Origin of the sequence: Gorillibacterium terrae (assembly GCF_051594785.1) — a bacterium.
In the GTDB taxonomy this organism is placed as follows: Bacteria; Bacillota; Bacilli; order Paenibacillales; family NBRC-103111; genus Gorillibacterium.
Window position 1 is genome coordinate 82,417 of the sequence record NZ_JBPPGI010000003.1, and the last position, 25,954, is coordinate 108,370.

The following is a 25,954-nucleotide window of genomic DNA, read 5'->3' on the forward strand; positions in this document are numbered from 1 at the left end:
GCAGTTGGATGCCGCGCGACAGCAGCTTCTCTTCGAGGCTGCTTGTCCGCGGCATTTTTGCGTCCAATACCGACCGAAAGAAGGAGCTATATAGATGGAACAAAGGAAAGCCGAAGACAAGCAAACGAAGACAACCGGAGGAGGATGGATGAAATGAATCTGAATTTCGAAACGCTGACCTATGCCCTAAGCCAAAAGTTCAAGAAGGAAATCGTGTCGGCCGATTGCCAAGCCAAGTCATTGCAGGGAGGAACGGTGGGGAACGTTAATCTGCTAACCGGCATCGCCGAGACCGCAGCCGGCGAGAAATTACCGTACCGGATCGTGCTGAAAATCCAGAAGAAATGGGAGCGTTACGGCGATCCGGATTCCTGGCGCCGGGAATATGACCTCTATGCGTCCGACTTGGCAGCGACGTTCTCGGAGGTCTTGCGCTGGCCGACCTGCTATCACGCCGAGATGAATGCCGAAGAGAATGAATCCCGGCTGTGGCTGGAATACATCGACGGCGTATCCGGCTTAGATTTGACCGGCGACATGTATGAACAGGCCGCGCTGGAGCTAGGGCGGTATCAAGGTAGGCTGTACGCGGAGCAGCCCGCCGTGCTGCAGAGCCTGACCAATCTGAGCCACGCCGATCTCATGAAGAATACGTATCTGCATTACCGGTCCTGGCCGGTCGTCTACGACTATATCCGCTCGGAGGATTGCGAATTCCCATCACATCTGCGACAAATGCTCATCGCCATTGATGAGCACGCGGACGAGATATTCGCTCGCATCGAGCAATTGCCCCTCGTGTTGTGCCACCGGGATTTCTGGGTGACTAACCTGATCCATGCCGACGGGAAAATCGCCCTCATCGACTGGGATACCAGCGGATGGGGCTACCTGGGCGAGGATCTCGCAAGCCTGATTGCGGATGAAGCGGATGTCGATCATATGGTTGAATACTACCAGCGCTGTGTCCCCGCGTATTACAAAGGCTTTTCGGAGTATGCGGATGTCCCTCCTGTCGCCGAGCATTGCGTCTATGAGTTGATCCTTCTCATCTTCGGGTATCGCATGGTGGAGGGGTTCCTCCATGCAGAGGACGAGGAAGGGAAGCGGAAGAATCTCGATATGCTGCAGAAGATCTATGAAATGAAGGCGAGCCCTGTGCAGGGTTGACTCCAAAAAACTCCGAAGACCCCCTGATTGCTGCGGGTTTTCGGAGTTTTTTCTATTAGTCTGCCTTAATTGTTATTATTCGGACGCGGTCCATTGCCCATTTGCGAGAATGCGGTCCAGGGTCGCTCCCAAAATTATGATCATCGTGTTGATCCCTCTGTCTATTCTCTGGGTAAAGACATTGTAGCTATGGAAATAAATCCCGCATACTCCAACTATACCAGACGAAACGGAGGGATTCTTCATTGCCGATTTCTGGCGGATCTAGTCAGGAATTGAGTCGTTCCTTGTATTAATAGTGAATCTGGTATCGCTTTCTAGAAGACCTATGCTATACTAGGTGACAAATTATGTCATGTTGGATTTGGGAGATGATGGATCGTGGATGCACCGATTCCCCCTAGCGGCCCCTTCTTTCCAACGGAGCTGCCGGATCGCCGCCTGCCTGCGGAGGAGGCTCCGGCGGAACCGGCGGCGGCCGGATGCCGCAAATGCGGAAGTCTTCAAGTGGAGGAGGGCTATCAGCTGGCCCTCTGTTCGGAGTGCCGGAACGAGCTGGCGGCCTACCCCGTGCCAGTCTGGATGAAAGCGCTGGCGGTCGGCGTCCTGGCGCTGCTGGTTACGGCCCTATTCCGCTTTCCGGCGGGAGTGGGGGCAGCGGTTTCTTATGAGCGCGGCAAGCAGGCGGAGAGCGAACGAAAGTACATAACGGCTGCGGCTCACTATGAAACGGCGGCCAAGCGGTACGGCGAATCGCCGATTATCCGGGGCCGCCAATTCCTCACGTATTATCACACGGGTGAGATTGCGAAGGCGGCGGGCATTGTAGATCAGATTACCGGAAAATCGCTGCGCAATGATGACCTGGCCCGTGAGGTCAATTCTGCGATTGAACGGATGAGCCGGTATTATTTCGCCAGCGACGAGCTGCAAGCGATCCTCGATGATGCGCAACTGACGCCGGAGAAGCGAATTGAGGACTTGCAGGCGTTCGTCCAGACTCATCCTTCCGAGGTCCCGGCTCAGTATCGGCTGGCCGACCTGCTGTTCGACGCCGGAAACTACGCGGAATCTCTGCGTTGGACCGACAAGATCCTCGAGGCGGCCCCTGACTTTCAGCCGGCTTATCTGCTGGCAGCGGCCAGCCTGCGGGAGACGGGGGATTTCGCCGGTGCGCTGGACCAGTGTCAGGCGGTATTGGCCCTCAACCAGGAGAGCGCAGACGCTTACTACACCAAGACCCGGATCGAACTCAAGGCACATCAGGATGAAGCGGCCCTTCAGGATGCACAGACCGCGTTAGAGCTCAAGCCGGATGAGCCTTACAGCCAGTACAACCTGGCGCTGGCTTATCATTACAACGGCAATCCGGCGGAGCGGGACAAGTGGCTGAAGGAGCTGAAGACCCAGGAGGACTTCCCGGCCAAGGACCTTCAGCAGTTGGAAGATATTTTTGCCGGCAGGATCAAGTGGCGCAAGTAATCCTAGACGGACCCGAGAGAGGTAGAAACCATGTTTATACCCGGTTTTCTTATATCCATCGTTACGTTCCCGGGAGTGATGGTTCACGAATTCGCCCATCAGCTGTTCTGCCGGTTCTCCCGTACGGCTGTCCTGGACGTTTGTTACTTCCGGGTAGGCAATCCGGCCGGCTATGTCAGCCACGAACACCCCAGCAAACCCTCCCATCAGGTGTGGATCGGCATTGGTCCTTTTATCGTCAACACGCTGGTGGGAGCGCTTATCGCCATGCCGGCCGCCATCCCCGTTCTTCAGTTCGAAAGCGCCAGCCTGCTGGATTACTTGCTGATCTGGCTGGGCGTATCGATTGCGATGCATGCTTTTCCGAGCACGGGAGACGCCAAGAATATCTGGTCGTTGCTCAAGCGCCGGGAAACCCCGCTGCCCGTCAGGCTGATTGGTGCGCCGCTGGTCGGCCTGATCTACCTGGGAGCCCTGGGCTCTTTCTTCTGGCTGGATGCCCTCTACGGCATTGCCGTAGCCGCAGGAATTCCTTATTTGGTCGTGCACCTTATGCTATAATCCATCAGTTTAATCCAGAGGAGGACAACGCTATGAAAATGATCGGAGTGGAAGGCATGACCGTGGACCAGGTTCAGCAGGAGATTAACCTGGGCGGCAAGTTCGTCGTGTATCAGTTCTGCATTTCGATTCTGGTCATGACCTTCAAGCGGAGCTCGGACATCTACTTCGTTCGGCACCACGAGAACCGCGTTGGAAAAGGGATGAAGTTCACGATCCTCAGCTTCCTGCTGGGGTGGTGGGGGATTCCGTGGGGACCGATCTACACGATCGGCGCCTTGACCCGGAACTTCAAGGGCGGCCAAGACGTGACCGACGAGGTCATGGCAAGCATAACGGGTTCCAGTGAAATGGCAGGGTAAAACCGGGGCCGTGCGGAGATTGCCTCTCCAGCACGGCCCGATTTGTTGACAGCGACAAATATAAGGATCAGGATCAAGATCAGGATCAGCGGCCTTCCTCGCCCTGCTATCCGTTACACATAGGGATGGGGTTGATACCATTCTTCCAGGCGGGCCACCTCGTCGGGTGTGAGGGATAGGGACAACGCCGCGGCGGCTTCCTCCAGGTGGCGGGTCCGGGTCGCACCGATGACGGGAGCGGTGATCCCCTCCTTCTGCAGCAGCCAGGCGAGAGCGACCTGAGCCCGGGCAATCCCGCGTTCAGCCGCGATCTCCGCCACCCGTTCCGCGACTTTACGGTCGGCCGCCTCGGTCTTTGCAAACAGCGACCGCGCGACCGCGTCCTGCTCGGAGCGGGCCGTCTCTTCCTCCCAGTCGCGGGCAAGCCGCCCGGCCGCAAGCGGCAGGTACGGGGTGATGCCTACTCCCTGATCGCGGCAGAGGGGCAGCATCTCGCGTTCTTCTTCCCGGTACAGCAGGTTGAGCCGGTTTTCCATGGAGATGAACTTTGTCCAGCCGTGGAGCTCGGCGGTATGCTGCGCCTTCGCGAACTTCCACGCCTGCATGGACGAGGCTCCGATGTAGCGGGTCTTGCCGGCTTTCACCAAGTCATGCAGGGCCTCCATCGTCTCCTCGATCGGGGTATGGGGGTCCCAGCGGTGGATCTGGTACAAGTCGATATAGTCCGTTCCGAGCCGTCTCAGGCTGTTGTCGATCTCGGTCATAATCGCTTTGCGGGAGAGCCCCATCGCGTTCGGGCCCTGCCGCATCGGCACGAAGACCTTGGTTGCCAGGACGATCTCCTCCCGCCGGGCGTACTCGTTCAAGGCGCGCCCGAGGATCTCCTCGCTGGTGCCATCGGAATACATATTCGCTGTGCTGAAGAAGGTGATCCCCAGCTCCAGCGCCTTGCGGATGATCGGACGGCTGTCCTCTTCCGTCAGCGACCAGGGGGTATTGCCGCGTTCGGGTACACCGAAGCTCATCGCTCCCAGGCAGAGCCGGGACACCTCCAGGCCGCTTCTTCCCAGTTTTACATAGTCCATGCGAGCTCACTCCTTAGGGTTTGTAAATTAGGTCTCTATTTTGCCGACCTCAAGTTGACGTGTCAACCAGGGAAAAGAGTACCATCTTGCGGTTGATATGTCAACCGTGATAGGATGAAGTTATGGACAATAACGAGTTAAGAGAAGAAGAACGGCAATTGTGGAACCTGTGGAAGGGGTCCTTCAAACGAATCTTTGGACGGGTCGTACAGGACATGTCCGAACAAACGGGACTCTCCGAAGGAGATTTCGGGGTACTGGACCGGCTGGCCCAATTGGGAGCCGGTAAACTTCGGCAGCAGGAGCTGGCGAACTCGATGAATTGGGATAAAAGCCGGTTGTCCCACCATCTCACGCGAATGGAGAAGCGCGGCCTGGTGCGCAGGGAACCGCTCGATACGGACCGCGGGATTCAGGTCGTCATCACCCCGGAGGGAACCGCTGCTCTTGAGGAGGCCCTGCCTGTCGTGGCGCGAGCGATCCGGGAGCATTTCCTGAATCAGTTGACCGATCAGGATCGGGAGTCGATCGTGCGGCTGGGGCAGCGGACCCGGAAAGGTCCTCCGCCTCCGCCCAAGATGGAGAGTGACTAGGAAGAGCCCTGTTGTCGATGGACAGCGGGCTCGTTTTATTCCTTTTATTCGCATCCCCCGATTTGTTACACTAAATGCAGAAGCAAGTCAAGGTAAGGAGATCGACAGAATGGGAAGAAAGAAAAACTACTCGGAAGCCGAGCTGCTGGATATGACAAAGAAGCTGCTGCTCGAACACGGCTATGAAGGCTTCCACCTGAAGCTGCTGTCGGAGCATCTGCCCGGGGCGCGGAGCACTCTATACATGTATTATCCGAACAAGGAGGAGATCGTCGCCGCCTGCATGAAGCGGGTGACCCGGGACGTCCTGGAGAAGGCTTCGGCGGTCGACGAGACCTCCACGCTGGAGGCGCTCCGCCAATTGCTGGATATTTACATCGAGGAATCCGAGTTTCACCAGCTGCTGGGCGACGCCCATAAGATCCGAACGGAGCATTCCACCGCGGCCGCCAGCGATCTGGCTTATGTCGATGAAGCCCATGAGACGTTGAAGGAGCAGCTGTCCCGCTTGTTCGGAAGAGCGCTCGCGGAGGGGCATCTCCGCCGGGACATTCCGCTGCCTGCGCAGATCAGCGTGTTCTTCAATCTGGTCAACGCCCCCAATATGATGAATCTGCCGCGCAGTGAATGGAGCCGGCTGCTGTTCGAGCTGTGGTTCAAGGGGACGGCGGAGGAATAAAATTCAAGGGAAAGAAATGGCATCCCGACTTATTTGACACAAGTGTCAGAATGAGGTTTAATAGATACAGTTCTCCCCGATAAGAGAACGGTCAAATTTGACACTTGTGTCATATAAATAAGGGAGTGAGGTCCGCATGTATTTGGCTTTAAAAGAGTTGAAGCGCAACAAAACGCGGTTTTTCATGATCGGAATCATCTTCGTTCTGATCGCGTGGCTGGTCTTCATCCTCTCCGGGCTCGGAAACGGGCTGGCATCCCTGGCGGCATCGACCTTCAAGACAATGGACGCCAACTACGTGGTCTTCGAGAAAGGTTCGCAGCATTCGATGGGCAAATCGCTGCTGTCGGCTGAAATTCTCCCCGAAGTAAGTGAAATACCCGGCGTGAAGGCCGCTTCGCCTATGGGAAGCGCCATGGCTACGGCTTTGAAAAGCGACGGAGCGGACAGCGACGACGGGAAGGTTGACATCGCGCTGATCGGCATCGAGCCGGGCAGCTTCCTGGAGCCGCAGAAGACGGAGGGCGAGGGCTTGTCGAGCGGCAAGCCGACCGATGTGGTCGTAAATGCCTCGATGAAGGACGAAGGCTTCCAACTGGGCGATACCTTCAAGCTCGACGGCTCGACGCAGTCGCTGACCATCGTCGGCTTTGTCGAGAATAAGACGTACAACCACGTCGCCTCGGTCTTCCTGCCGATTGAGGAGTGGCGTACGATTGCCTTTGCGGCGCCAGGTTCGGACAAGGGCATTGCGGAGCCGGTCAATGCCATCATGCTGCAGGGCAAGGACATCAAGGCGGGCGACATCGACACCAAGCTGGAGAACACCGAGACGGTCACCCGATCGGTTGCGGTTATGGGTCTGCCCGGCTACAAGGAAGAGAGCGGGACCATCTACATGATGCTGGCATTCCTGCTCGTCATCTCGGCTTTTATGCTGGGCGTCTTCTTCTACGTACTCACCATGCAGAAGACGAACCAATTCGGGATTATGAAGGCGATCGGGGCACGAAGCGGCTTCCTCGGCAAGGCGGTCGTCTCGCAAGTCTTCATCCTGTCGGTGCTCAGTATCTTGATCGGCATTGCCCTTACCTATGGAACGGCGGCGATTATGCCGAAGGGAATGCCCTTCACGCTGGACCCGCAGCTGGTGGTTCTGTATTCCTTCGTTCTGCTGATTATCGCCATGCTGAGTTCTTTGGTATCGGTCCGTACCATCACGAAAATTGATCCGCTGGTTGCTTTGGGGAGGGTTGACTAATGGCACAAGGATTGCATTTGAGAGACGTTACCCAGTATTACCTGGATGGAGATCAACGCACGACCGCGCTGAATCACGTCTCGCTCTCGGTTCTGCCCGGCGAATTCGTCGCCGTTATCGGACCGTCGGGCTCGGGCAAGAGTACCTTCCTTTCGGTGGCCGGAGCGCTTCTTCAGCCGACGGAAGGGGAAATCGAGATCAACGGAAAGTCGTACTCGAAGGCGACCGACCGCGAATTGTCCCAGATCCGGTTGAAAGAAATTGGCTTTATTATGCAGACGTCCAACCTGGTTCCGTATCTGAACGCTCTGCAGCAGCTTCTCGTCGTCAAGAAAATGTCCGGCCGCATCACCTCGGCGGATAAGGTGTTTGCCTCGAAGCTGCTCGAAGAGCTCGGCCTCGGCGACAAGCTTAGCCGCTACCCCGAGGAACTTTCCGGCGGCGAACGTCAGCGGGTAGCCATTGCACGGGCCTTCATGAACGACCCCCAGGTTATTCTGGCGGATGAACCGACAGCCAGTCTGGACACGGCACGCTCGCATGAGGTGACTTCCTTGATCGCGCAAGAGGTGAAAGCCCGGAAGAAGGCGGCGGTGATGGTTACCCACGATGAGCGAATGCTGACGTACGTCGACAAGGTGTACCGGATGGAGGACGGCGTCCTGTCCCAGGTTGCCGAACCGGCTGTCGGTTAGATTCCAGGCCCCGAAGAGGGGACTGAACCCATAAAGTGAGACAAATCAAAACACCTTCAAGAGAATCCCCAATCATCGAAAGAGAGTAGGGACAACTTTGGAGGTGTTTTTCTGTTGGCAACCAGAGTCAGTTACCCGGTAGAGAGCAAAATGAAGGCAATTGAAGGCGATCCCCAACCGCTAAGCGGGAACGGACCTTCAAGAATACTTGTCCACCATTTGAACCAAATACTCCCGAAATTCCTCCACATATAGCTTAGGCTCCACGACTTGCAGGTTAGTTCCGAAGCCCGCCAAGAATTGAAAGCCAATCCCGTTCTGAGGTACGCAGAGGGTGGCGAGAAACCGTTCCGCATCGTAGGGTTCCAGACTCTTCCGCCCATACCGTTCGATGAAATGATCTTTGATGCTTGGCGAGATCAGGGCCCGAACCGTGACGAGCTCCGGCTGATAACGGTCTTCTCCTGGTTCGAAGCCATCCTCTCTGGCGGTAAAGGTTATGTCCTCCACCGTAAGATGGTCGATCCGGGCAATTTTGAACGTTCGATAGCTCATCCGATGGAGGCAGAAGCCCCGCAAATACCAGCTCGGTTCACTGAAGTGAAGCTGATAAGGCTCAATGGTTCGTTTCGTAGCCGTGCCGTTCTTATCCATGTAATCAAAGGAAATTAGCCTTCTCTCTGCGATGGCCTCTTGGCACTCTTTCAAGGTTTGCCGAAGCTCCGACCTCCCTTCCCAATCATACAGAAACAGTCGGACGGACTCCTTCGGGGAGGAGCCGCTCACCATCGCCTCGATTTTCCTAAGGGTCACTTCCACTTCCTCGCTCAGGAGCAGTCGTTCCAAGCCGCCGAGTGCCGTTAAGATATTCTCCAAATCGGTGTTGCTTAAGAGACGCTTATCCACCTTGTATTCATTCATAATGCCATATCCACCGTGAATTCCATGAACCGCGTAGATGGGAATTTGGGCTAAGCTTAAGGCTTCCATATCGCGAAGAATGGTTCGTTTGGAAACGCCAAATAGCTGGGAAAATTCTTTGGCGGAGACGATCTCCTTCTTTAGCAGGATCATGATGATCGATAGTAATCGCTCGACCTTCTCCATGGCGGCCCCCCCCTTTTTTTGTCCAGTTTTATAAAAGGTGACAGATAGTCGTCACCGCGTATCCAGTATACTTCATTTACCAATAGAAGGAGGGACGACTTTATGCCAGCCATTGCTTATTTGAACTTTGATGGAGTCGCCGAACAGGCGATAGCATTTTACTCGGAGGCTCTGCAAGCAATTGAAGTGAAGAAAGTGAAATTTGGCGATATCCCGCAGGACCCCAACTACCCCTTGCCGGAAAAGGAGCTAACCATGATCATGGAGTCCTCCCTGGAGTTCGCAGGCGGGAAAATCATGATGTCCGACGTTTTGCCCTCGATGAAGGCGGTAACCGGCGAACTGGTGAAAGGCAATACTATTCTAATCAGTCTCGTCATCGAGGATAAGCAAAAGCTGGAAGAGTATTTTACTCGCCTGTCCGTTGGCGGCCTTGTCATCATGCCGTTGTCGAATACGCCCTGGTCTTCGTGCTTCGGAATGCTCGTCGACCAATTCGGGGTGAACTGGAAATTCAACAGCGATGCAGAGAAGTTTCTGGATGACGTCATAACCAACAAACCGTAACTCGCTTCCGAGGAATGGTCTCGCAACGGGTGAAGGCAAGCAGGACTTGGGCGCATATACGATGCGGTGGAGAGGATCAACCATGGAGATCGACCATTTCATTCCCGTAAGATCGAGGGAAGAGTGGAGGGAATGGTTGCAGGAGCATAGCAAGACGGAAAAATATTGTTGGGTCTTGGTTAAGATGAAGCCCGCCTTGGATACGCTGTTCTATCTGGACGCCGTAGAGGAAGCGTTGTGCTTCGGTTGGATCGATGGAGTCAAACAGAAACGATCCGAAACGGAGCTGGCTCAGAGATTTTCCCCTCGAAGTCCAAGAAGCTCATGGACGGAGCTAAACAAAGAACGTGTCCGTCGCCTCGAAAAGCTGGGGCGGATGACAGACGAAGGAAGAAAGGTCCTTCCCGATATGGAGATCGATTCTTTTCGAATCGACGGAGCTATCGAGCTAAGGTTGAGGGAGGAAAAGCAGGTCTATGAGAACTTTCTGGCTTTTCCGGATCTGTATAAACGAATTCGGGTCGACACCATACAGAGCGTGAGGCACCAGCCGGACTTATTCAGGAGCCGATTGGACAAACTCATTGCCAACACGAGAAAAAACAAGCTGTACGGTCAATGGAACGACAACGGACGTCTGCTGGATTATGGAGAAGATCGCGCGGGTAAAGGCTTGCCGAACCAGCCTTGAGGTAGAAATGGACTACGGATAGAAAGAACAAGGGCATCGATGGGATATCGATGCTCTTATTTGTATTTTTACGCTTAGCCTGTGCATCACCCATGGGATAAAAGTCCCGAAACGGACGGACGAACGCCTGCCGCAACGAAAGGGAAATATCTGCCAACTATAGGCGCTCCATGTACCGGAATGGGCTCGGTTCGTGATGGTCAATTAGCATAGAGATTTAGGGAAATGGGATGGGAAATAGCGGAATTTGTTTAGTTTTTGTTTAGACTTCCATATTATAATGATTAGGCCCATGGGCCTAAAGGCCTTGTTTTTCGGGAGAGCCGCACAGAGTGACGAACTGACCTGTTTCTGACAAGGGAACTATCTTCTCGTGAACAGGCAGGGGTACGGGATATTCGGCAAATAGCCAGCATTCATTTTTTTATTTCAATGAGAAGGAAGGCATGTGAAGTTGAAAAGCAAAAGAAGGAATCGAATATGCGCGTGGCTTATCATCGTTGCCATGCTGAGCGGTATGCTGCCGAAAAGCGTGTTGGCGGATACGGCGGGGACGCAAAGAAACGGGCTTGCCAACTACGTCGTGGAGGTAAGCTCCGACCCGTCGACATCCACAAGGCCCTCCACCTTCGGTACGGCCTCCGACGACGGCCGCGTATGGGCGGACAAATCGGTTTCCGCGAACGGAACTCAATTTGATGTGACGCTGTCGGCGTTAGCCCAGGAATACGTCCGCACCACTACGACGGAGGTGCGGTCCCAGGCAGCGGCAGACGTAGCGATGGTGCTGGATATGTCGTTAAGCATGACGGCGGATCGTGTTGCCAAAATGAAAAATGCCGTAAACAAAGGCATAGAAACCATTATGGCGGCCAATCCGAGGAATCGTATCGGCATCTATTATTACAGTCTTGCGACCGGAACCACTAGCGGCAATCCGAACGTCGGCACCTTGTTTCCGCTGGCTTCCTATTCTACGCCGCAAACCGGTGATAAATCCGACGCGGTGGACCGTTATGTGACCAGCAACGCCCAGACCATCACCCGGAAGGCTGGACTGACCCAGAAATATCTGGACGGAGCAACGTCTTCAACATCAGCCTTAACCGTATCGGTAGCGAGTGGGACGGCTACACAGACGGGGCTGTACACGGCGATCAATGCTTTAATAGCAGATGCGAAAAACCGTCAACTGAGCAGCGCTGACTCGGAGAGGGCTCCGTATGTGCTGCTCCTTACCGATGGTGAAGCCAACCGGGCCTATCCCAACTGGTATAACAGTCCGCCGAACGGAACCGAAGCGGCGGGCAGCGGTGCAAGCGGTACGGCCCCGATATCGGCGCTGACTATCTTGACGGCAGCCAAGCTGAAGGATGAGCTGAAGCAGGCGTACAGCGGACTTAGCGGCGGTAAGGATGTGATTTGGTTCAATGTTGCCTTTGGACTGGACGAAGGCGATAACCTGGCCACCGCCATACTAAAGCCGAGTAAACTGGGGCCGACTGCCACCACCAATTTGAAGAGTGTGTACACTTCGCTGACATCCCTTACCTCCAGCGCAGGGGCTGCTTATAAAAAGTATGGGATCGGCGGCACGCCTGGCTACGTGTATGCCAATGATTATATTTATTTTGTATCTGCGAATGATCTGGCCAAGGTCGATGAGGCGATGCGGGACCTGTCCGGATTGGTAGAGGCGGCAACTCAGGAAAAAATCATCCCGTTCGAGCAGACAAACGGGTCCGGCGAACCGCTGAATCTTGCGGTCACGGATGTGTTGGGCGCGGGAATGATGTTGAAAACGGCTCCCAAATTGGGCGGCGTAACCGGAACGGTTAAATCCTCATCTGGGTCCGTTACCACATACGGCTTTGCAGACCTGAATACGACCGTCGTGTACAACAGTGCTACGAGGGAAGTGAAATGGATCATCCCCCCGAAGGAAGTACCGCTGATTACGTTCAGCGACCGTAAGGCTCCTAAGCCGGGCTTCTATTCCAACCCCAATCAACTTCCGGTGCAGCTTACTTATACGGTAGGGTTGCAGGATGCCTATGCATCCGGTACGTTGTACAGCAACGAGTATGCGGGTGCGGGCGTCGCAACGGCAACCACGCGCTTTATCCCGCTCGCAGATAATCCGTATTACTATAAAGACATCAGCAAGGATGGCAGCGCCATTGTAAGTAACCCGAAAACGCTCGGCAGCGATATACCGACCTCCGTACCCAAAAGCAGCAATGCCACCGGTACGGCCAACGCCTCCTCGTCCTATGAATGGACGGTTGAAGGTGCTGACCCTATGTTCATCACCAAGCTGGGCAACAACGGAAAGATTGCACCGATCATGAAAATCGAAATGGCCCCGGATTCGGGTTCGGTGGCTGCCGGTGAGAATTCACTCTATCGTATAACGGTTACCAATCTGACTCCCAGCCCGATTTCGAATGTCATAGTCAGCGATGTCTTGCCAAGCGGCTTGACGTTTGTGGGCGGCAGTCTTACGGAAGAAGGCGTCTCCAAATCGAGCTCAGCATTCCCGTATACGATAAGCTCCGTTCCTGCTGGTGGCACTGTAGAATTGACCTTTAAGGCGAAAGTGTCAGCCAGCGCGGTGGTAGGAACGCAATATAGCAACCTTGCAACAATCACATCGGTTGCCGGTACAGTTTTAAGCACGCCTGCATCGATTAGCAATGATACGTTGACTGTAGCCAATACGTTTTCTCCGAGTGTAACCCTCCTGCTTGATGGAGCGAACTATACCGGCCAGAGCGTAGCGTTGTGGAAGGACGGCGCGAGCAAATATACCCTTGCCGCAAACGGTGCTGCCCATTCGGCCAGCGGCATAACGCCCGGTCTCTATGACATCTATGTGAACGGGGAGAACACCGGGGTACAGCTTTCGAGCTCTGATGCGAGCAAGGTAATCCGCTATTACAGCGTAGCCTTCTATAATGGGGCACAGAAGTACGATACGCCTGCTGCGCAAACGGTACTTTCCGGTGGGAAAGCGGTCTTGCCGACAGCGCCGACGAAAGAAGGATATACCTTTGACAAATGGATAACGACCGACGGCGGCACCACCGCATTTGATTTTAATGGAGCGATCACATCTACCACCAAGATTTATGCCGCGTGGACGCCGAACAGCAACACCGCGTACACGGTCAACCATTATCGGGAGGGTGTAACCGGCGGATACACGGCAGCCCCGATAGTGGAAACCCTGAACGGATCGACGGGTGGCACCACCAATGCGGTAGCCAAGAGCTACCCTGGCTTCACGGCTGAGACGTTCACGCAGGCCACCATCGCAGCGGACGGCAGCACGGTCGTGAATATCTACTATGCGAGAGACCTGTATACGATCACCTTTGCGATCGATCCGAACAAGGGGACGACCACAGACGAGACCGCACCGAAGGTTCGCTATGAAGCTATGCCGACCGCACCGGATGTAAATGCTAACCCCGGATACGAGTTCACCGGCTGGGATAAGACGGTTGCACCGGCAACCGACGACGAAACCTATACGGCACAGTTCAGCCTGACCGACTTCGCGATCACGTACAATCTGGACGGCGGCAGCGTGGTCGCGGCCAACCCGGCCACCTACACGGTGGAAAGCACGGGCATTACGCTGAACAACCCGACTAAGCAAGGGTATACCTTTGCAGGTTGGACGGGAACGGGATTGTCTGCCCCGACCACGACCGTCACCATCGCGGCGGGATCAACGGGCGAAAGAGCCTATGTCGCCCACTGGACTCCGAGCACCAACACCGCCTACACGGTTAACCATTATCAGGAGGGTGTAACTGGCGGTTATTCGGCGGCACCGACGGTGGAAACCCTGAACGGAACGACGGGTGGCACCACCAACGCGGTGGCCAAGAGCTATCCCGGCTTCACGGCTGAGACGTTCACGCAGGCTACCATCGCGGCGGATGGGAGCACAGTCGTGAATATCCACTATACGAGAAATCAGTACACCATCTCCTTTGTGATCGACCCGAACAAGGGGACGACTACGGGCGAGACCGCGCCGAAGGTTCGCTTCGAGGCAACGCCGACTGCACCGGATGTCAATGCTAACCCGGGATATGAGTTCACGGGTTGGGATAAGACGGTTTCGGCGGTAACCGACGACGAAACCTATACCGCACAGTTCAGCCTGACCGACTTCGCGATCACGTACAATCTGGACGGCGGCAGCGTGGCCGCGGCGAACCCGACCACCTACACGGTGGAAAGCGCGGGCATTACGCTGAACAACCCGACCAAGCCAGGGTACACCTTTGCAGGTTGGACGGGAACAGGCCTGTCGGACACGACAAAGACTGTTACCATTGCAGCGGGTTCCACGGGCGAAAGAGCCTACGTCGCCCACTGGACGCCGAGCACCAACACCGCGTACACGGTGAATCACTATCGGGAGGGTGTAACCGGCGGTTATACGGCGGCTCCGACGGTGGAAACCCTGAGCGGATCGACCGGGGGCACTACAGCTGCGGTGGCCAAGACCTATCCCGGCTTCACGGCTGAGACATTCACGCAGGCGACCATTGCAGCGGACGGCAGCACGGTCGTGAATATTCACTATGCGAGAAACCTGTACACCATCTCCTTTGTGATCGACCCGAACAAGGGGACGACTACGGGCGAGACCGCGCCGAAGGTCCGCTTCGAGGCAACGCCGACCGCACCGGATGTCAATGCTAACCCGGGATATGAGTTCACGGGTTGGGATAAGACGGTTTCGGCGGTAACCGACAACGAGACCTATACGGCACAGTTCAGCCTGACCGACTTCTCGATCACGTACAATCTAGACGGCGGCAGCGTCTCTGTTGCAAACCCGGCCACCTACACGGTGGAAAGTGCGGGCATTACGCTGAGCAACCCGAACAAGCAGGGGTATACCTTCGCCGGGTGGACGGGAACAGGATTGACCGCTCCAACCACGACTGTCACCATCGCGTTGGGCTCGACAGGCGAAAGAGCCTACGTCGCCCACTGGACGCCGAGCAGCAATACCGCGTACACGGTCAATCATTATCAGGAGACGGTCGACGGCGGCTATTCCGCGGCCCCGACGGTAGAAACCCTGAACGGACCGACCGGGGGCACCACCAACGCGGTGGCCAAGAGCTATCCCGGCTTCACGGCTGAGACGTTCACACAGGCGACCATCGCAGCGGACGGCAGCACGGTCGTGAATATCCACTATGCGAGAAACCTGTACACCATCTCCTTTGTGATCGACCCGAACAAGGGGACGACTACGGGCGAGACCGCGCCGAAGGTTCGCTATGAAGCAACGCCGACCGCACCGGATGTCACCGACCAGCCGGGGTATGCATTCACCGGCTGGAGTCCGGCTATTGCACCGGCAACCGACAACGAAACCTATACCGCACTGTTCAGCCTGACCGACTTCGCGATCACGTACAATCTGGACGGCGGCAGCGTCTCTGTTGCAAACCCGGACACCTACACGGTGGAAAGCGCGGGCATTACGTTGAACAACCCGACCAAGCAAGGGTACACCTTCGCCGGGTGGACGGGAACAGGATTGACCGCCCCGACCACGACTGTTACCATCGCGGCGGGTTCCACGGGCGAAAGAAACTACGTTGCCCACTGGACCCCGAGCACCAACACCGCGTACACGGTTAACCATTATAAGGAGGGTGTAACCGGCGGTTATACGGCAGCCCCGATAGTGGAAACCCTGACCGGAGCTACCGGTGGAACCACCAACGCGGTGGCCAAGTCCTACCCGGGCTTCACGGCTGAGACGTTCGCGCAGGCGACCATCGCAGCAGACGGCAGCACGGTCGTGAATATCCACTATGCGAGAAACCTGTACACCATTACCTTCGCGATCGACCCGAACAAGGGGACGACCATAGACGAGACCGCACCGAAGGTTCGCTTTGAGGCAACGCCGACGGCACCGGAGGTCACTGCTAACCCGGGGTATGCATTCACGGGATGGGATAAGACGGTCGCACCGGCAACCGACAACGAAACCTATACGGCACAGTTCAGCCTCACCGACTTCGCAATCACGTACAATCTGGATGGCGGCAGCGTCTCTGTTGCAAACCCTGCCACCTACACGGTGGAAAGCACGGGCATTACATTAAATAACCCGACCAAGCAGGGATATACGTTTACGGGTTGGACTGGAACAGGATTGACCGCTCCAACCACGACTGTCACCATCGCGTCAGGTTCGACAGGCGAAAGAGCCTACGTCACCCACTGGACTCCGAGCACCAACACCGCGTACACGGTCAATCACTATCGGGAGGGTGTAGGCGGCGGATATACTGCGGCACCGACGGTGGAAACCCTGAGCGGATCGACCGGAGGAACCACCAATGCGGTGGCCAAGACCTACCCCGGCTTCACCGCTGAGACATTTACGCAGGCGACCATCGCAGCGGACGGCAGCACGGTCGTGAATATCCACTATGCGAGAACCCTGTACACCATCTCCTTTGTGATCGAACCGAACAAGGGGACGACTACGGGCGAGACCGCGCCGAAGGTTCGCTTCGAGGCAACGCCTACCGCACCGGATGTTATCGACAAGCCGGGGTATGCGTTCACCGGCTGGAGTCCGGCTATTGCACCGGCAACCGACAATGAAACCTATACCGCGCAGTTCAGCCTGACCGACTTCGCGATCACGTACAATCTGGACGGCGGCAGTGTGGCAACGACCAACCCGGCCACCTACACGGTGGAAAGCGCGGGCATTACGCTGAACAACCCGACCAAGCAGGGGTACACCTTTGCGGGCTGGACGGGAACAGGCCTGTCGGACACGACAAAGACTGTTACCATTGCAGCGGGTTCCACGGGCGAAAGAAGCTATGTCGCCCACTGGACGCCGAGCAGCAATACCGCGTACACGGTTAACCATTATCGGGAGGGTGTAACCGGCGGTTATACGGCGGCTCCGACGGTGGAAACCCTGAACGGAACGACGGGTGGCACCACCAATGCGGTGGCCAAGACCTACCCCGGCTTCACCGCTGAGACATTTACGCAGGCGACCATCGCAGCGGACGGCAGCACGGTCGTGAATATCCACTATGCGAGAAACCTGTACACCATCTCCTTTGTGATCGATCCGAACAAGGGGACGACTACGGGCGAGACCACGCCGAAGGTCCGCTTCGAGGCAACGCCGACTGCACCGGATGTCACCGACCAGCCGGGGTATGCATTCACGGGATGGGATAAGACGATCGCGGCGGTAACCGACGACGAGACCTATACCGCACAGTTCAGCTTGACCGACTTCGCGATCTCGTACAATTTGGATGGCGGCAGTGTGGCAACGACCAACCCGGCCACCTACACGGTGGAAAGCGCGGGCATTACGCTGAACAACCCGACCAAGCAAGGGTACACCTTTGCAGGTTGGACGGGAACGGGGCTGTCCGGTCCGACAACAACCGTTACCATCGCGTTGGGCTGGACAGGCGAAAGAAGCTATGTCGCCCACTGGACCCCGAGCACCAACACCGCCTACACGGTTAACCATTATAAGGAGGGTGTAAACGGCGGATACACGGCAGCCCCGATAGTGGAAACCCTGAGCGGATCGACCGGAGGAACCACCAATGCGGTGGCCAAGACCTATCCCGGCTTCACGGCTGAGACATTCACGCAGGCGACCATTGCAGCGGACGGTAGCACGGTCGTGAATATCCACTATGCGAGAAATCTGTATACCATCTCCTTTGTGATCGACCCGAACAAGGGGACGACCATAGACGAGACCGCACCGAAGGTTCGCTTCGAGGCAACGCCGACTGCACCGAGCATTACCGGCCTGGCGGGGTATACGTTCACCGGCTGGAGCCCGACGGTCGCACCGGTAACCGGCGACCAAACCTATACCGCCCAGTTCAGTCAGGCCGGTTTCTCGATCACGTACCATCTGGACGGTGGTACGGTCAATCCGGCGAATCCGACCTACTATGCTTTCGAGGATGGCGACTTTGCCTTAATCAATCCGACCAAGCCCGGATATACCTTCGCCGGTTGGACGGGCACCGATTTGACCGAGCCGACCCTTACGGTAGAGGTAAAAAGCGGTTCCACCGGTGATCGCATCTACACCGCGACATGGACAGCCAATGCTTCTCTGGTGACCTTGGACGACAACGGCGGCAGTGGCGGCAGCAGCGTTGTCACGGTAACATATGGTCAGCCTATGCCGGTCGCAACCGCGCCGAGTCAGGCGGGGTATACCTTCGTCGGATATTTTGATCAACCGAACGGCGGAACGAAGTATTACCATGCGGACATGAGCAGTGCAAAAGACTGGGATAAACCCGGTGAATCTGCCATTCTCTATGCCGTATGGGCGGAGATAGGCTCGATCACGATCCAATATGCCCCCAATCATCCGGACTATGGGACCGTCAGCTTGAGCTATGAATCGTTGAACCCGGAGGCCGGAACGGCAGTGGGTTCAGTAGCAACGGCAAAGCCCGGGTATCGCTTTGTTGAATGGCAGGACGCAAGCGGCCATACGGTGAGCCCGAACGCTGTCTTTGTCCCGCAGAAGGACTCAGGCGGGTACGCGACAGCTATCTATACGGCTGTTTTTGCGGCTGAAACCTATTCGATCACGTATAATCTGGACAGCGGAACGGCGGCTTCACCGAACCCGACAGCCTATACAGTCGTGGATGACGACTTTATTTTAACCAACCCGACCAAGCCCGGATATACCTTCGCAGGGTGGACGGGAACGGGGCTGACCGGACCGACCCTGACGGTAAAGGTAGAAAAGGGTTCGATCGGCGACCGCACCTATACTGCGACATGGCAGCCTGTCCCATCGACTGGCGACTATACCGTGATCGGCACCGTGGTTAACGATGAGACTCCCCCTGACACCCTGCCGGGAGCAACCGTTGAGATTGTGAAGGGCAATACCCAATACGGAAACACGGCGGTTACGGACTCCGCAGGCAATTTCACGATCTATTCCATACCGGCGGGGATTTACGACCTGAAAATCACGTTGGGCGAGAAGACGGCCATTATTGCCGTTACCATCGGCGGGGATGCGCAGATCGTACATCTGGGGAATATCATCTTCCCCTACAATGCCAGCAGCGAATTGAAGCTGGTGGGGAACGATACGCCCGCCATCGTCATCGATAACCTGCACCCGGAGGCCGTGGATTACCTTTTGAAGGAATACAACAATACCGGCTTCGTCAAGGTCGAGATGACCATCGAGAAGATTGAGGAATCGACGGACAACTCCAACCAAGTAACCGCCATGACGAGAATGAATGCGCAAGCGCAGAACGAAAAGCGGACCATCGGGCTCTATCTGGACATGAACATTGAAAAATTCTACCGCATGACGGAAGCGGCGAAATGGAACTCGCAGGGGCTTATCCGACAAACGAATGGGCTGATCCAAGTCATTGTTCCCATTCCTTCCGACCTGCAAGGAAAGTCCGGGTATACCATTTACCGCTATCACGACAACGCCGTGAATGTCATCGGGACGGTTCCGAATGCGGATGGAGAGTATCTTACCCTGGATCAATCCGATTGGACGTTGACGCTCTACGTGAAGAACTTTTCGGTCTACGCCATAGCGTACAACACTCCGCAAGTGCAGATTCCGCCGGTCATGGGCGGAGCGATGAATGTCACGATTACCTTTAATGCGGATGGGGGGACTCCAACCTCCACAACGCAATCGGCACCCTTAGGAAGCCTGTTAACCAAGCCGGCCGATCCGACAAGAGCCGGTTACCAGTTTGCAGGTTGGTATAAAGCCGATGGCAGCGCGTGGAATTTCGGTACCGATAAGGTATACTCCGAGATGACCCTCACGGCAAAATGGATCGTTGCCAAGCCGAATATCCCGGCTCTGGATAAGGTGAACCATTTTGCTTATATGAAAGGCTATCCGGATAAGACCTTCGGCCCCCAAAAGAATATGACCCGAGCGGAAGTTGCCGTCATGTTCGCGCGTCTCTTGGTAGAGAAGATGGAGGTAGACCAAAACTATCCATCCTCCTTCAAAGATGTTGATCCTGCGCAATGGTATGCCAATGCCATCGGCTATATGGAGCAGCACGGCATCATCACCGGTTACTCCGATGGAACCTTTAGGCCGAATGCGCCGATCACCCGAGCCGAGTTTGCCGCCATTGCCTCTCGGTTCGATGAGCTGGTCACAGGCGAGCCCCTTCTCTTCACCGATGTGACGGATGATTACTGGGCGAGAGATTCCATTTCCTTCGCCGCTTCCAAAGGATGGATCAAAGGCTATCCGGACGGAACCTTCAAACCGGGGAATAACATCACCCGTGCCGAAGTGGTAAGCTTGGTCAACCGGATGCTGGAGAGATCCGCCGACCGCAGCTATGTAGACAGCTGGAAACAGAAGCTTAACCAATATGTAGATTTGGCCAATCCGTACTGGGCTTACTACGAGATCATGGAAGCCACGAATGGCCACGAGTACGATAAGACCTCCGGCCGTGAAGCTTGGAAAAGCCATACGAAGTAATCGGAGCTATAACGGCAGAACCGCAAAGAAAATAAGCAAACGGCAAGGAAAAAAGACAGCGAGCCAAACGCTGTCTTTTTTGTTTGGGTGCGGGGGATTGCGGGTAGACGGTCAGGCCTTAGGCCGATACCGAAAATAGTCCAGCTGAAGGGGGGAGAGCGGCTTGTCGGCGGAATTCTGCGGGATGCCGTCTTGCGGGGCACCCGAGCAGCCGGGGCGGAAGCTCGCCTCTTCCAGTCGGAGGTCGATAAAATCGACGACCTGCTGCAACGAGGAGATGAGGTCGGTGAGGGTCCGGCGGTGATGACGTACCTGCTCCATCAGCTCGGGATGCTCCCCCGGATCGGCATCGGCGGACACCGCCAGGAAAGGCCGCATCTCTTCCAGGGACATCCCGGTTTTCTTGAGGCAGGCGATCATACGGATCGCTTGAACGTCCTGATCCCGGTAGAGGCGGTGCCCGTTGCCTTTGCGGGCGGCCGGGGGGAGGAGCGCGATCTTCTCGTAATACCGAATGGTGTCAACGGAAACGCCGGTTTGCTCGGCGGCTTGCTTGATGGCAAATGTCCGCTCTTGCTCCCTGTTCATCTTCATCCCTCCAAACGTCTTTTTCCTGCACAGGCGCTCACTTGTGGCTTGACTTGGAGTCGACTCCAGGTTATACAATCTGCTACAAATCCAAGGAAATAGGAGGAGAGGAACCATGAATGCGGCTCAAGGAGACACGATTGCCCTGATTACGGGTGCAAGCAGCGGGATCGGCTTGGAGCTCACCCGAAAGCTGCTGTCGGAGAATTGGCAGGTCATTGCGTTGAACCGTTCGGACCTTCCGGCGGGGGACCGGAGCCTGCAGCAGGCCGTCGACCGCGGATCGCTTCGCCTCTACAAGGCGGCCGATCTGGCGGATTATGATTCCTTGAGAACGGCTTTGCATGAGATAAAAGCCAAGGAACGGCGGATTGATGGGCTGTTCAACAATGCCGGCGGGAGCTTTCCCGAGCTGAGTTACTCGAAGCAGGGACGTGAAACCCATTACGAATTGATGACCGTCGTTCCGTATCTGATCCTGATGGAAGTGAAGGAGCTTATCGCGAACAGCCGCTTGAGAACGGTGATCAACACGTCTTCCTCGGCAGTGCGCTTTGTCAAGACGCTTACGATAGAGAGTTTAGAGCAGCCGAGCACATTCCGCAAGCTGACAGGGCCTTACGCGGCCTCCAAGCTAGCGCTTTCGCTCTGGTCCCAAGCCGCCGCTCCGCGCCTGCTCCGGGAAGGAATCGCGATCCGCAGCGTGGACCCGGGCGGCAACAACACCTTGAGGAAAGGAAAGCGATCCGGACTGCCGTTTGGGCTTGCGCCGATCATGAAGCTGTTCTTCTCTCCGCCCGCCAAAGGAGCCGACCGCCTCTACGAGGGAGCCGTCGGAGAACATCGCGAAGAAACCGGCGTTTTCCTGGTGAATAATCGCGTGACGAAGCCGAAATTCTCCGACATGGCGCAGGCCGTGCTGGAGCGGGTCGACACGATTTACCGGCACGACTACTTGGGCGAGTGAATACCAAACCGGGCCGTGCGGAGGTGAGCTCCTGCACGGCCCGGTTTGCGTTAAAAGATCGTCGGAACCAATCCCCCGTCCATACGGAGAGGCGATCCTCTGAAGGCGGACGCATAGGGGCTGCAGACGAAGGCAGCCAGCCGGCCGATTTCACTCGGTCGGATGAACCGCTGAAGTTCCGAATGAGGCAGGGATTCGGCCATGAAGCGCCGCTCTTTTTCGGAGAAGCTTATCTCCTCGTCGGGATAAAACCCTTCGATAATCTGCTGCACCTTTTCCGAAAGCGTCGGTCCCGGCAGAAGGGTATTCACAGTGATCTCCGTTCCCGCGGTGAGCTTGGATAAGCTCCTGGCCAGGGAGAGCAGCATCGACTTCGTTACCGCGTAATGCGGCATCTGCCCGGAGGGCATGATGGCTTCTTCGCTCGCCAGAAACAGAATCCGGCCAAAGCCCTTCTTCCGCATGCGGGGCAGATACAAGCGGCATAAGCCGTCTGCCGCCAGCACATTGGTGCGGATGTAGGTGTCCCAGACCTCTTCGTTAATCTCGTCATAGCCCCTAATCTCATACTGGCCTGCGTTGTTGATCAGAATGTCGATGTCCGGATACCGTTCGGCCAGCGCTTCCCGCCCGGAAGGATCGGTTAGATCGGCCGCCGCATTCTGAGGGGAGGTTGCCGGGAAATCGGCTTTGAGCTGATCGACCATCCGCTCGGCTTCCTCCTCGCTGCGGCCATTGATCAGGACGTGAACGCCCTCCCTCGCCAATTCCATCGCAATCGCCCTGCCGATTCCCTTCGTCGAACCGGTCACGAGGGCGGTTTTATTCGCAAGTCCCAACTCCATCGGACACTTCCCCTTCCTGCCACGCCTATTCCCTCTGTCCAGCTTCGGGTCTGTTTATCTTACCGTGTCCATGGGCTGCCGTAACTGATTCCCGACGCCAACCTTCTTGCAGGACACGCCAAAGGGGAGAACAGACGACTTTCCAGAAGCTGGAGACAGACGGGAAGGACTTACACAAGCGAAGGGTGGCGGCCTGCTGCATGGCGGGATCGCCAGCGGCCCGGCGGTTCGCCTTCCCAGCTGCGAAATGCCCGGTAGAAGGAGTTTTGATCTTCATACCCCAACAGGAAAGCCACCTCCTTAATCTCAAGCGAAGAGTCGGCCAGGTAGGCTCGGGCCAGCTCATGCCGGGCTTGATGGGTCAGGTCCTTGAAGCTCGTTTGCTTCTCCGCCAGCCTGCGCTGCAGATTGCGCTCGCTCATCCCCAGCTCCCGGGCAACCGAATGGAGGTCGACTCTTCCGCTGGGGAGACTTCCCTTCAGGAGTTGCTTCACCCGCTCTTGAACGGAGTCGGTCTCCCGAAGGCTCGCCAGCGTTTGATCCAGGGCAGGGGTCAACACCTCCAGCAGCTCCTCGTTACGGGAGGTAAACGGTCGGTCCAGCTCCTTGCGATCGAAGGTGAGCCGGTTGCGGGCGGCACCCTGACGAACCGGGCAGCCGAAGTAGGCTTCCAGGATCTGCGGATCGCCGATCAACGGCCTGATTTCAACCAACCGGGGCGTTACCGGGTATCCGCTGCCTCGGCGCCCCAGCTCCACCAGAAAGGCCAGCGTATTGCCCATCAGGATGGGCGGCCCGGGCTGGTTGGGATTCCTCCAGTCCAGCTCAATCCGAGCCTGCTCCCCGTCTTCGCGTATGGACATGCCCTCCGGGGGACAGAGCTTCTTGTAACGGGCCATCCGGTACAGGGCATCCCGATATGTTCGTTCGTGATAAGTGGCGATGACAGGGGGCGGGTACGCGGTGGGAGCGAAGGCGCCCACCAGCCGGACGATGCCCCGGGCCGTGTCTCCGCTGAGGTCGGCATAAGCCTGCCAGATGGCAAAATACTGGGCGGCGGTCACGTCGGTCTCCCGGACAATGGACAACGGCAGCCCAGCCGATTGTGCGAGATCGCCCGCCGTGATTCCGGTGTGGCCGATGCTTTCCCAAAAACCGAGGGGCATCTTAATCATGGGGGGAGCCGAAGTTCTCATAGCCTTATACCTCCTTGCTTGGACAGGCAACACTCTTGCCGCGTTCGGAAAACCATGCTACAGTGTCTGGAACTTAACCGAATCGAGGCGATAGCCGTGGAACTGACTTATTTGAAAACCTTTCGTGAGGTGGCGAAATGGGGGAGCTACACGAAGGCGGCGGAGGCGCTGGGCTATGCTCAGTCCAGTATCACGACGCAGATCCAGCGGTTGGAGGAGTCTTACGGGGCGACGCTCTTGGAGCGTTGCGGGAGAAGCATGAAGCTGACCATGGCCGGAGAGACGCTCCTGCAATACGCCCATGACATCCACCGGCTTCATGAGGAATCGAAGGAAGTGGTAGCCAAGCAAGCCAAGGGAACCCTTTCGATTGGAACCATCGAGACGCTGGCGGCCTTTTACCTGCCTCAATACCTGCAGGCATTTCGACGCGACTATCCGGACGTGAACGTTGTCATTCAGCCGGGCAACGAGCCCTCCCTGATCGAATCGGTTAAAGATGGGGAGCTGGATATCGGAATCATCCTCGATCCGCCGTTTCAAGATCCGGAACTGACCAGCCGCATCCTGCGGGAGGAAACCCTGGTCATGATAACAAACCCGGAGCATCGACTCAGCGGACGCAGCGAAATCCATGTCGAGGACCTGGAGGGCGAATCGCTGATCTTGACCGAGGAGGGCTGTACCTACCGGGCCATGCTGCTCAAGGTATTGAAAGCGAACCAAGTGAACGTCCGGCTCTCCTACGAATTTGGTAACTTGGAGGCGATTAAGCAATGCGTCACCTACGGTCTGGGGATTGCCCTGCTGCCCCGAACTGCGGTTGCCGAAGAAGTCCGTCAAGCCCGAATCGCTGCAATTCCGTTGGTTCATCCCGAATTCAAGTTCTATACCCAGTTGATTTACGCCAATAAAAAATGGAGGTCGAAGGCTTTTCTGGGGTTCCTGGAGCTGATCGGCTGCCGTAATGATCAAAATGATTGATGGAAGGCATAGAAATCTATCGATAACTCCGGTGTCTGGGGTCGTGGTATAGTGATTTCAAGCAAAAGACCACTCCCAGGAGGTAACCCAAATGACCACTGAGCCCCGTGAATCCTTGGTACTCGAAACCCCTGCCGCTTCGCCGGAGCAGACTCATCGGCATTACCTGAATAAGCTTTCCGTGGAAACGGATGTAGCGGACGTCAGCTACGACATGCAGCATGGGCTTAACGATTTTCGGCTGATCGACGTTCGAAGCGACAAGGCTTACGAGGAATGCCATATTCCCGGCGCCATCAACCTTCCTGCCAACCGGATCAGCGCGGAGACGACCGCCGCTTTTTCCAAGAATCAAGTCATCGTCGTCTATTGCTGGGGACCTGCCTGCAACGGCGGAGCCAAAGGAGCCGCCCGCTTATCCGGACTCGGCTTCCAGGTGAAAGAAATGCTGGGAGGCATCGAGTACTGGCGCAAGGAAGGGAACGAAGTAGAGGGAACGCTTGGACATTCCGCCTGCATGATCGGATAACGTCAGGCTTAGCGCT

Annotated in this window: 19 protein-coding genes; 14 read left to right on the forward strand and 5 right to left on the reverse strand. The window is 56.3% G+C overall.

All coding sequences use genetic code 11. The annotated features are described in order from the left end of the window. Positions 1-153: 153 nt before the first annotated feature. The 4 genes from ACSEXS_RS13040 to ACSEXS_RS13055 all read left to right on the forward strand — a co-directional run bounded on the left by ACSEXS_RS13040 (position 154) and on the right by ACSEXS_RS13055 (position 3,575). Complete coding sequence (locus ACSEXS_RS13040; RefSeq protein WP_438433671.1) at positions 154-1,170, forward strand: phosphotransferase family protein; 1,017 nt, start codon at positions 154-156, stop codon at positions 1,168-1,170. Between the two features lie 381 nt (positions 1,171-1,551). Continuing rightward, positions 1,552-2,652: a tetratricopeptide repeat protein gene (locus ACSEXS_RS13045; protein ID WP_438433672.1), complete on the forward strand. Its 1,101-nt coding sequence runs from the start codon at positions 1,552-1,554 to the stop codon at positions 2,650-2,652. Positions 2,653-2,682: 30 nt separating this feature from the next. Next, positions 2,683-3,213, forward strand: coding sequence for a hypothetical protein (locus tag ACSEXS_RS13050; RefSeq protein WP_438433673.1), 531 nt, complete (start codon positions 2,683-2,685; stop codon positions 3,211-3,213). 32 nt (positions 3,214-3,245) lie between these two features. Further along, positions 3,246-3,575, forward strand: a complete 330-nt coding sequence (locus tag ACSEXS_RS13055) for a hypothetical protein (protein ID WP_438433674.1) — start codon at positions 3,246-3,248, stop codon at positions 3,573-3,575. Positions 3,576-3,688: 113 nt separating this feature from the next. Here ACSEXS_RS13055 and ACSEXS_RS13060 read toward each other — a convergent pair whose 3' ends face one another. Further along, the gene (locus tag ACSEXS_RS13060) at positions 3,689-4,660 is read right to left on the reverse strand and encodes an aldo/keto reductase (RefSeq protein ID WP_438433675.1); all 972 of its coding nucleotides are present in this window, start codon (positions 4,658-4,660) and stop codon (positions 3,689-3,691) included. 122 nt (positions 4,661-4,782) lie between these two features. Here ACSEXS_RS13060 and ACSEXS_RS13065 point away from each other — a divergent pair, with 122 nt between their 5' ends. The 4 genes from ACSEXS_RS13065 (at position 4,783) to ACSEXS_RS13080 (ending at position 7,888) form a co-directional block, all read left to right on the forward strand. Beyond that, positions 4,783-5,253, forward strand: coding sequence for a MarR family winged helix-turn-helix transcriptional regulator (locus tag ACSEXS_RS13065; protein ID WP_438433676.1), 471 nt, complete (start codon positions 4,783-4,785; stop codon positions 5,251-5,253). A gap of 109 nt (positions 5,254-5,362) precedes the next feature. Then, positions 5,363-5,932 (forward strand): TetR/AcrR family transcriptional regulator, encoded by a 570-nt coding sequence (locus tag ACSEXS_RS13070; protein WP_438433677.1) that lies wholly within the window; start codon positions 5,363-5,365, stop codon positions 5,930-5,932. A gap of 136 nt (positions 5,933-6,068) precedes the next feature. Continuing rightward, positions 6,069-7,193: an ABC transporter permease gene (locus tag ACSEXS_RS13075; protein WP_438433678.1), complete on the forward strand. Its 1,125-nt coding sequence runs from the start codon at positions 6,069-6,071 to the stop codon at positions 7,191-7,193. Continuing rightward, positions 7,193-7,888 carry an ABC transporter ATP-binding protein gene (locus tag ACSEXS_RS13080; protein WP_438433679.1) on the forward strand — a complete coding sequence of 232 codons (696 nt, stop codon included), beginning with the start codon at positions 7,193-7,195 and terminating at the stop codon, positions 7,886-7,888. Before ACSEXS_RS13075 ends, ACSEXS_RS13080 begins: the two co-directional genes overlap by 1 nt. Before the next feature lie 198 nt (positions 7,889-8,086). On the opposite strand, the gene ACSEXS_RS13085 is transcribed toward ACSEXS_RS13080, so the two are convergent. Further along, positions 8,087-8,995, reverse strand: a complete 909-nt coding sequence (locus ACSEXS_RS13085) for a helix-turn-helix transcriptional regulator (RefSeq protein ID WP_438433680.1) — start codon at positions 8,993-8,995, stop codon at positions 8,087-8,089. 102 nt (positions 8,996-9,097) lie between these two features. Here ACSEXS_RS13085 and ACSEXS_RS13090 point away from each other — a divergent pair, with 102 nt between their 5' ends. The 3 genes from ACSEXS_RS13090 (at position 9,098) to ACSEXS_RS13100 (ending at position 20,829) form a co-directional block, all read left to right on the forward strand. Next, positions 9,098-9,562: a VOC family protein gene (locus tag ACSEXS_RS13090; RefSeq protein WP_438433681.1), complete on the forward strand. Its 465-nt coding sequence runs from the start codon at positions 9,098-9,100 to the stop codon at positions 9,560-9,562. A gap of 82 nt (positions 9,563-9,644) precedes the next feature. Continuing rightward, the gene (locus ACSEXS_RS13095) at positions 9,645-10,253 is read left to right on the forward strand and encodes a YdeI/OmpD-associated family protein (protein ID WP_438433682.1); all 609 of its coding nucleotides are present in this window, start codon (positions 9,645-9,647) and stop codon (positions 10,251-10,253) included. Positions 10,254-10,707: 454 nt separating this feature from the next. Further along, on the forward strand, positions 10,708-20,829 hold the full coding sequence (locus ACSEXS_RS13100; protein ID WP_438433683.1) for an InlB B-repeat-containing protein: 10,122 nt from the start codon (positions 10,708-10,710) through the stop codon (positions 20,827-20,829). Between the two features lie 111 nt (positions 20,830-20,940). Here the strand turns inward: ACSEXS_RS13100 and ACSEXS_RS13105 are convergent, their stop codons facing one another. After that, on the reverse strand, positions 20,941-21,417 hold the full coding sequence (locus ACSEXS_RS13105; protein WP_438433684.1) for a MerR family transcriptional regulator: 477 nt from the start codon (positions 21,415-21,417) through the stop codon (positions 20,941-20,943). Between the two features lie 115 nt (positions 21,418-21,532). Here ACSEXS_RS13105 and ACSEXS_RS13110 point away from each other — a divergent pair, with 115 nt between their 5' ends. Beyond that, a complete protein-coding gene (locus ACSEXS_RS13110) occupies positions 21,533-22,384 on the forward strand; it encodes an SDR family NAD(P)-dependent oxidoreductase (protein ID WP_438433685.1) in 852 nt (283 codons plus the stop codon). 50 nt (positions 22,385-22,434) lie between these two features. Here ACSEXS_RS13110 and ACSEXS_RS13115 read toward each other — a convergent pair whose 3' ends face one another. Together ACSEXS_RS13115 and ACSEXS_RS13120 are read right to left on the reverse strand one after the other, a co-directional pair. Then, complete coding sequence (locus ACSEXS_RS13115) at positions 22,435-23,229, reverse strand: SDR family NAD(P)-dependent oxidoreductase (RefSeq protein WP_438433686.1); 795 nt, start codon at positions 23,227-23,229, stop codon at positions 22,435-22,437. A 170-nt stretch (positions 23,230-23,399) separates the two neighbouring features. Next, positions 23,400-24,425, reverse strand: a complete 1,026-nt coding sequence (locus ACSEXS_RS13120; RefSeq protein WP_438433687.1) for an AraC family transcriptional regulator ligand-binding domain-containing protein — start codon at positions 24,423-24,425, stop codon at positions 23,400-23,402. Between the two features lie 96 nt (positions 24,426-24,521). Here ACSEXS_RS13120 and ACSEXS_RS13125 point away from each other — a divergent pair, with 96 nt between their 5' ends. Then, positions 24,522-25,409: a LysR family transcriptional regulator gene (locus ACSEXS_RS13125; protein ID WP_438433688.1), complete on the forward strand. Its 888-nt coding sequence runs from the start codon at positions 24,522-24,524 to the stop codon at positions 25,407-25,409. A 91-nt stretch (positions 25,410-25,500) separates the two neighbouring features. Then, positions 25,501-25,938: a rhodanese-like domain-containing protein gene (locus ACSEXS_RS13130; RefSeq protein ID WP_438433689.1), complete on the forward strand. Its 438-nt coding sequence runs from the start codon at positions 25,501-25,503 to the stop codon at positions 25,936-25,938. Positions 25,939-25,954 lie beyond the last annotated feature (16 nt).

What these genes read in the sequence shown, in the direction of transcription:
- ACSEXS_RS13040 (WP_438433671.1), top strand. Translation starts at nt 154, where the DNA reads ATGAATCTGAATTTCGAAACGCTGACCTATGCCCTAAGCCAAAAGTTC.
- ACSEXS_RS13050 (WP_438433673.1), top strand. Translation starts at nt 2,683, where the DNA reads ATGTTTATACCCGGTTTTCTTATATCCATCGTTACGTTCCCGGGAGTG.
- ACSEXS_RS13055 (WP_438433674.1), top strand. Translation starts at nt 3,246, where the DNA reads ATGAAAATGATCGGAGTGGAAGGCATGACCGTGGACCAGGTTCAGCAG.
- ACSEXS_RS13060 (WP_438433675.1), bottom strand. Translation starts at nt 4,660, where the DNA reads ATGGACTATGTAAAACTGGGAAGAAGCGGCCTGGAGGTGTCCCGGCTC.
- ACSEXS_RS13065 (WP_438433676.1), top strand. Translation starts at nt 4,783, where the DNA reads ATGGACAATAACGAGTTAAGAGAAGAAGAACGGCAATTGTGGAACCTG.
- ACSEXS_RS13070 (WP_438433677.1), top strand. Translation starts at nt 5,363, where the DNA reads ATGGGAAGAAAGAAAAACTACTCGGAAGCCGAGCTGCTGGATATGACA.
- ACSEXS_RS13075 (WP_438433678.1), top strand. Translation starts at nt 6,069, where the DNA reads ATGTATTTGGCTTTAAAAGAGTTGAAGCGCAACAAAACGCGGTTTTTC.
- ACSEXS_RS13080 (WP_438433679.1), top strand. Translation starts at nt 7,193, where the DNA reads ATGGCACAAGGATTGCATTTGAGAGACGTTACCCAGTATTACCTGGAT.
- ACSEXS_RS13085 (WP_438433680.1), bottom strand. Translation starts at nt 8,995, where the DNA reads ATGGAGAAGGTCGAGCGATTACTATCGATCATCATGATCCTGCTAAAG.
- ACSEXS_RS13090 (WP_438433681.1), top strand. Translation starts at nt 9,098, where the DNA reads ATGCCAGCCATTGCTTATTTGAACTTTGATGGAGTCGCCGAACAGGCG.
- ACSEXS_RS13095 (WP_438433682.1), top strand. Translation starts at nt 9,645, where the DNA reads ATGGAGATCGACCATTTCATTCCCGTAAGATCGAGGGAAGAGTGGAGG.
- ACSEXS_RS13105 (WP_438433684.1), bottom strand. Translation starts at nt 21,417, where the DNA reads ATGAACAGGGAGCAAGAGCGGACATTTGCCATCAAGCAAGCCGCCGAG.
- ACSEXS_RS13110 (WP_438433685.1), top strand. Translation starts at nt 21,533, where the DNA reads ATGAATGCGGCTCAAGGAGACACGATTGCCCTGATTACGGGTGCAAGC.
- ACSEXS_RS13115 (WP_438433686.1), bottom strand. Translation starts at nt 23,229, where the DNA reads ATGGAGTTGGGACTTGCGAATAAAACCGCCCTCGTGACCGGTTCGACG.
- ACSEXS_RS13120 (WP_438433687.1), bottom strand. Translation starts at nt 24,425, where the DNA reads ATGAGAACTTCGGCTCCCCCCATGATTAAGATGCCCCTCGGTTTTTGG.
- ACSEXS_RS13130 (WP_438433689.1), top strand. Translation starts at nt 25,501, where the DNA reads ATGACCACTGAGCCCCGTGAATCCTTGGTACTCGAAACCCCTGCCGCT.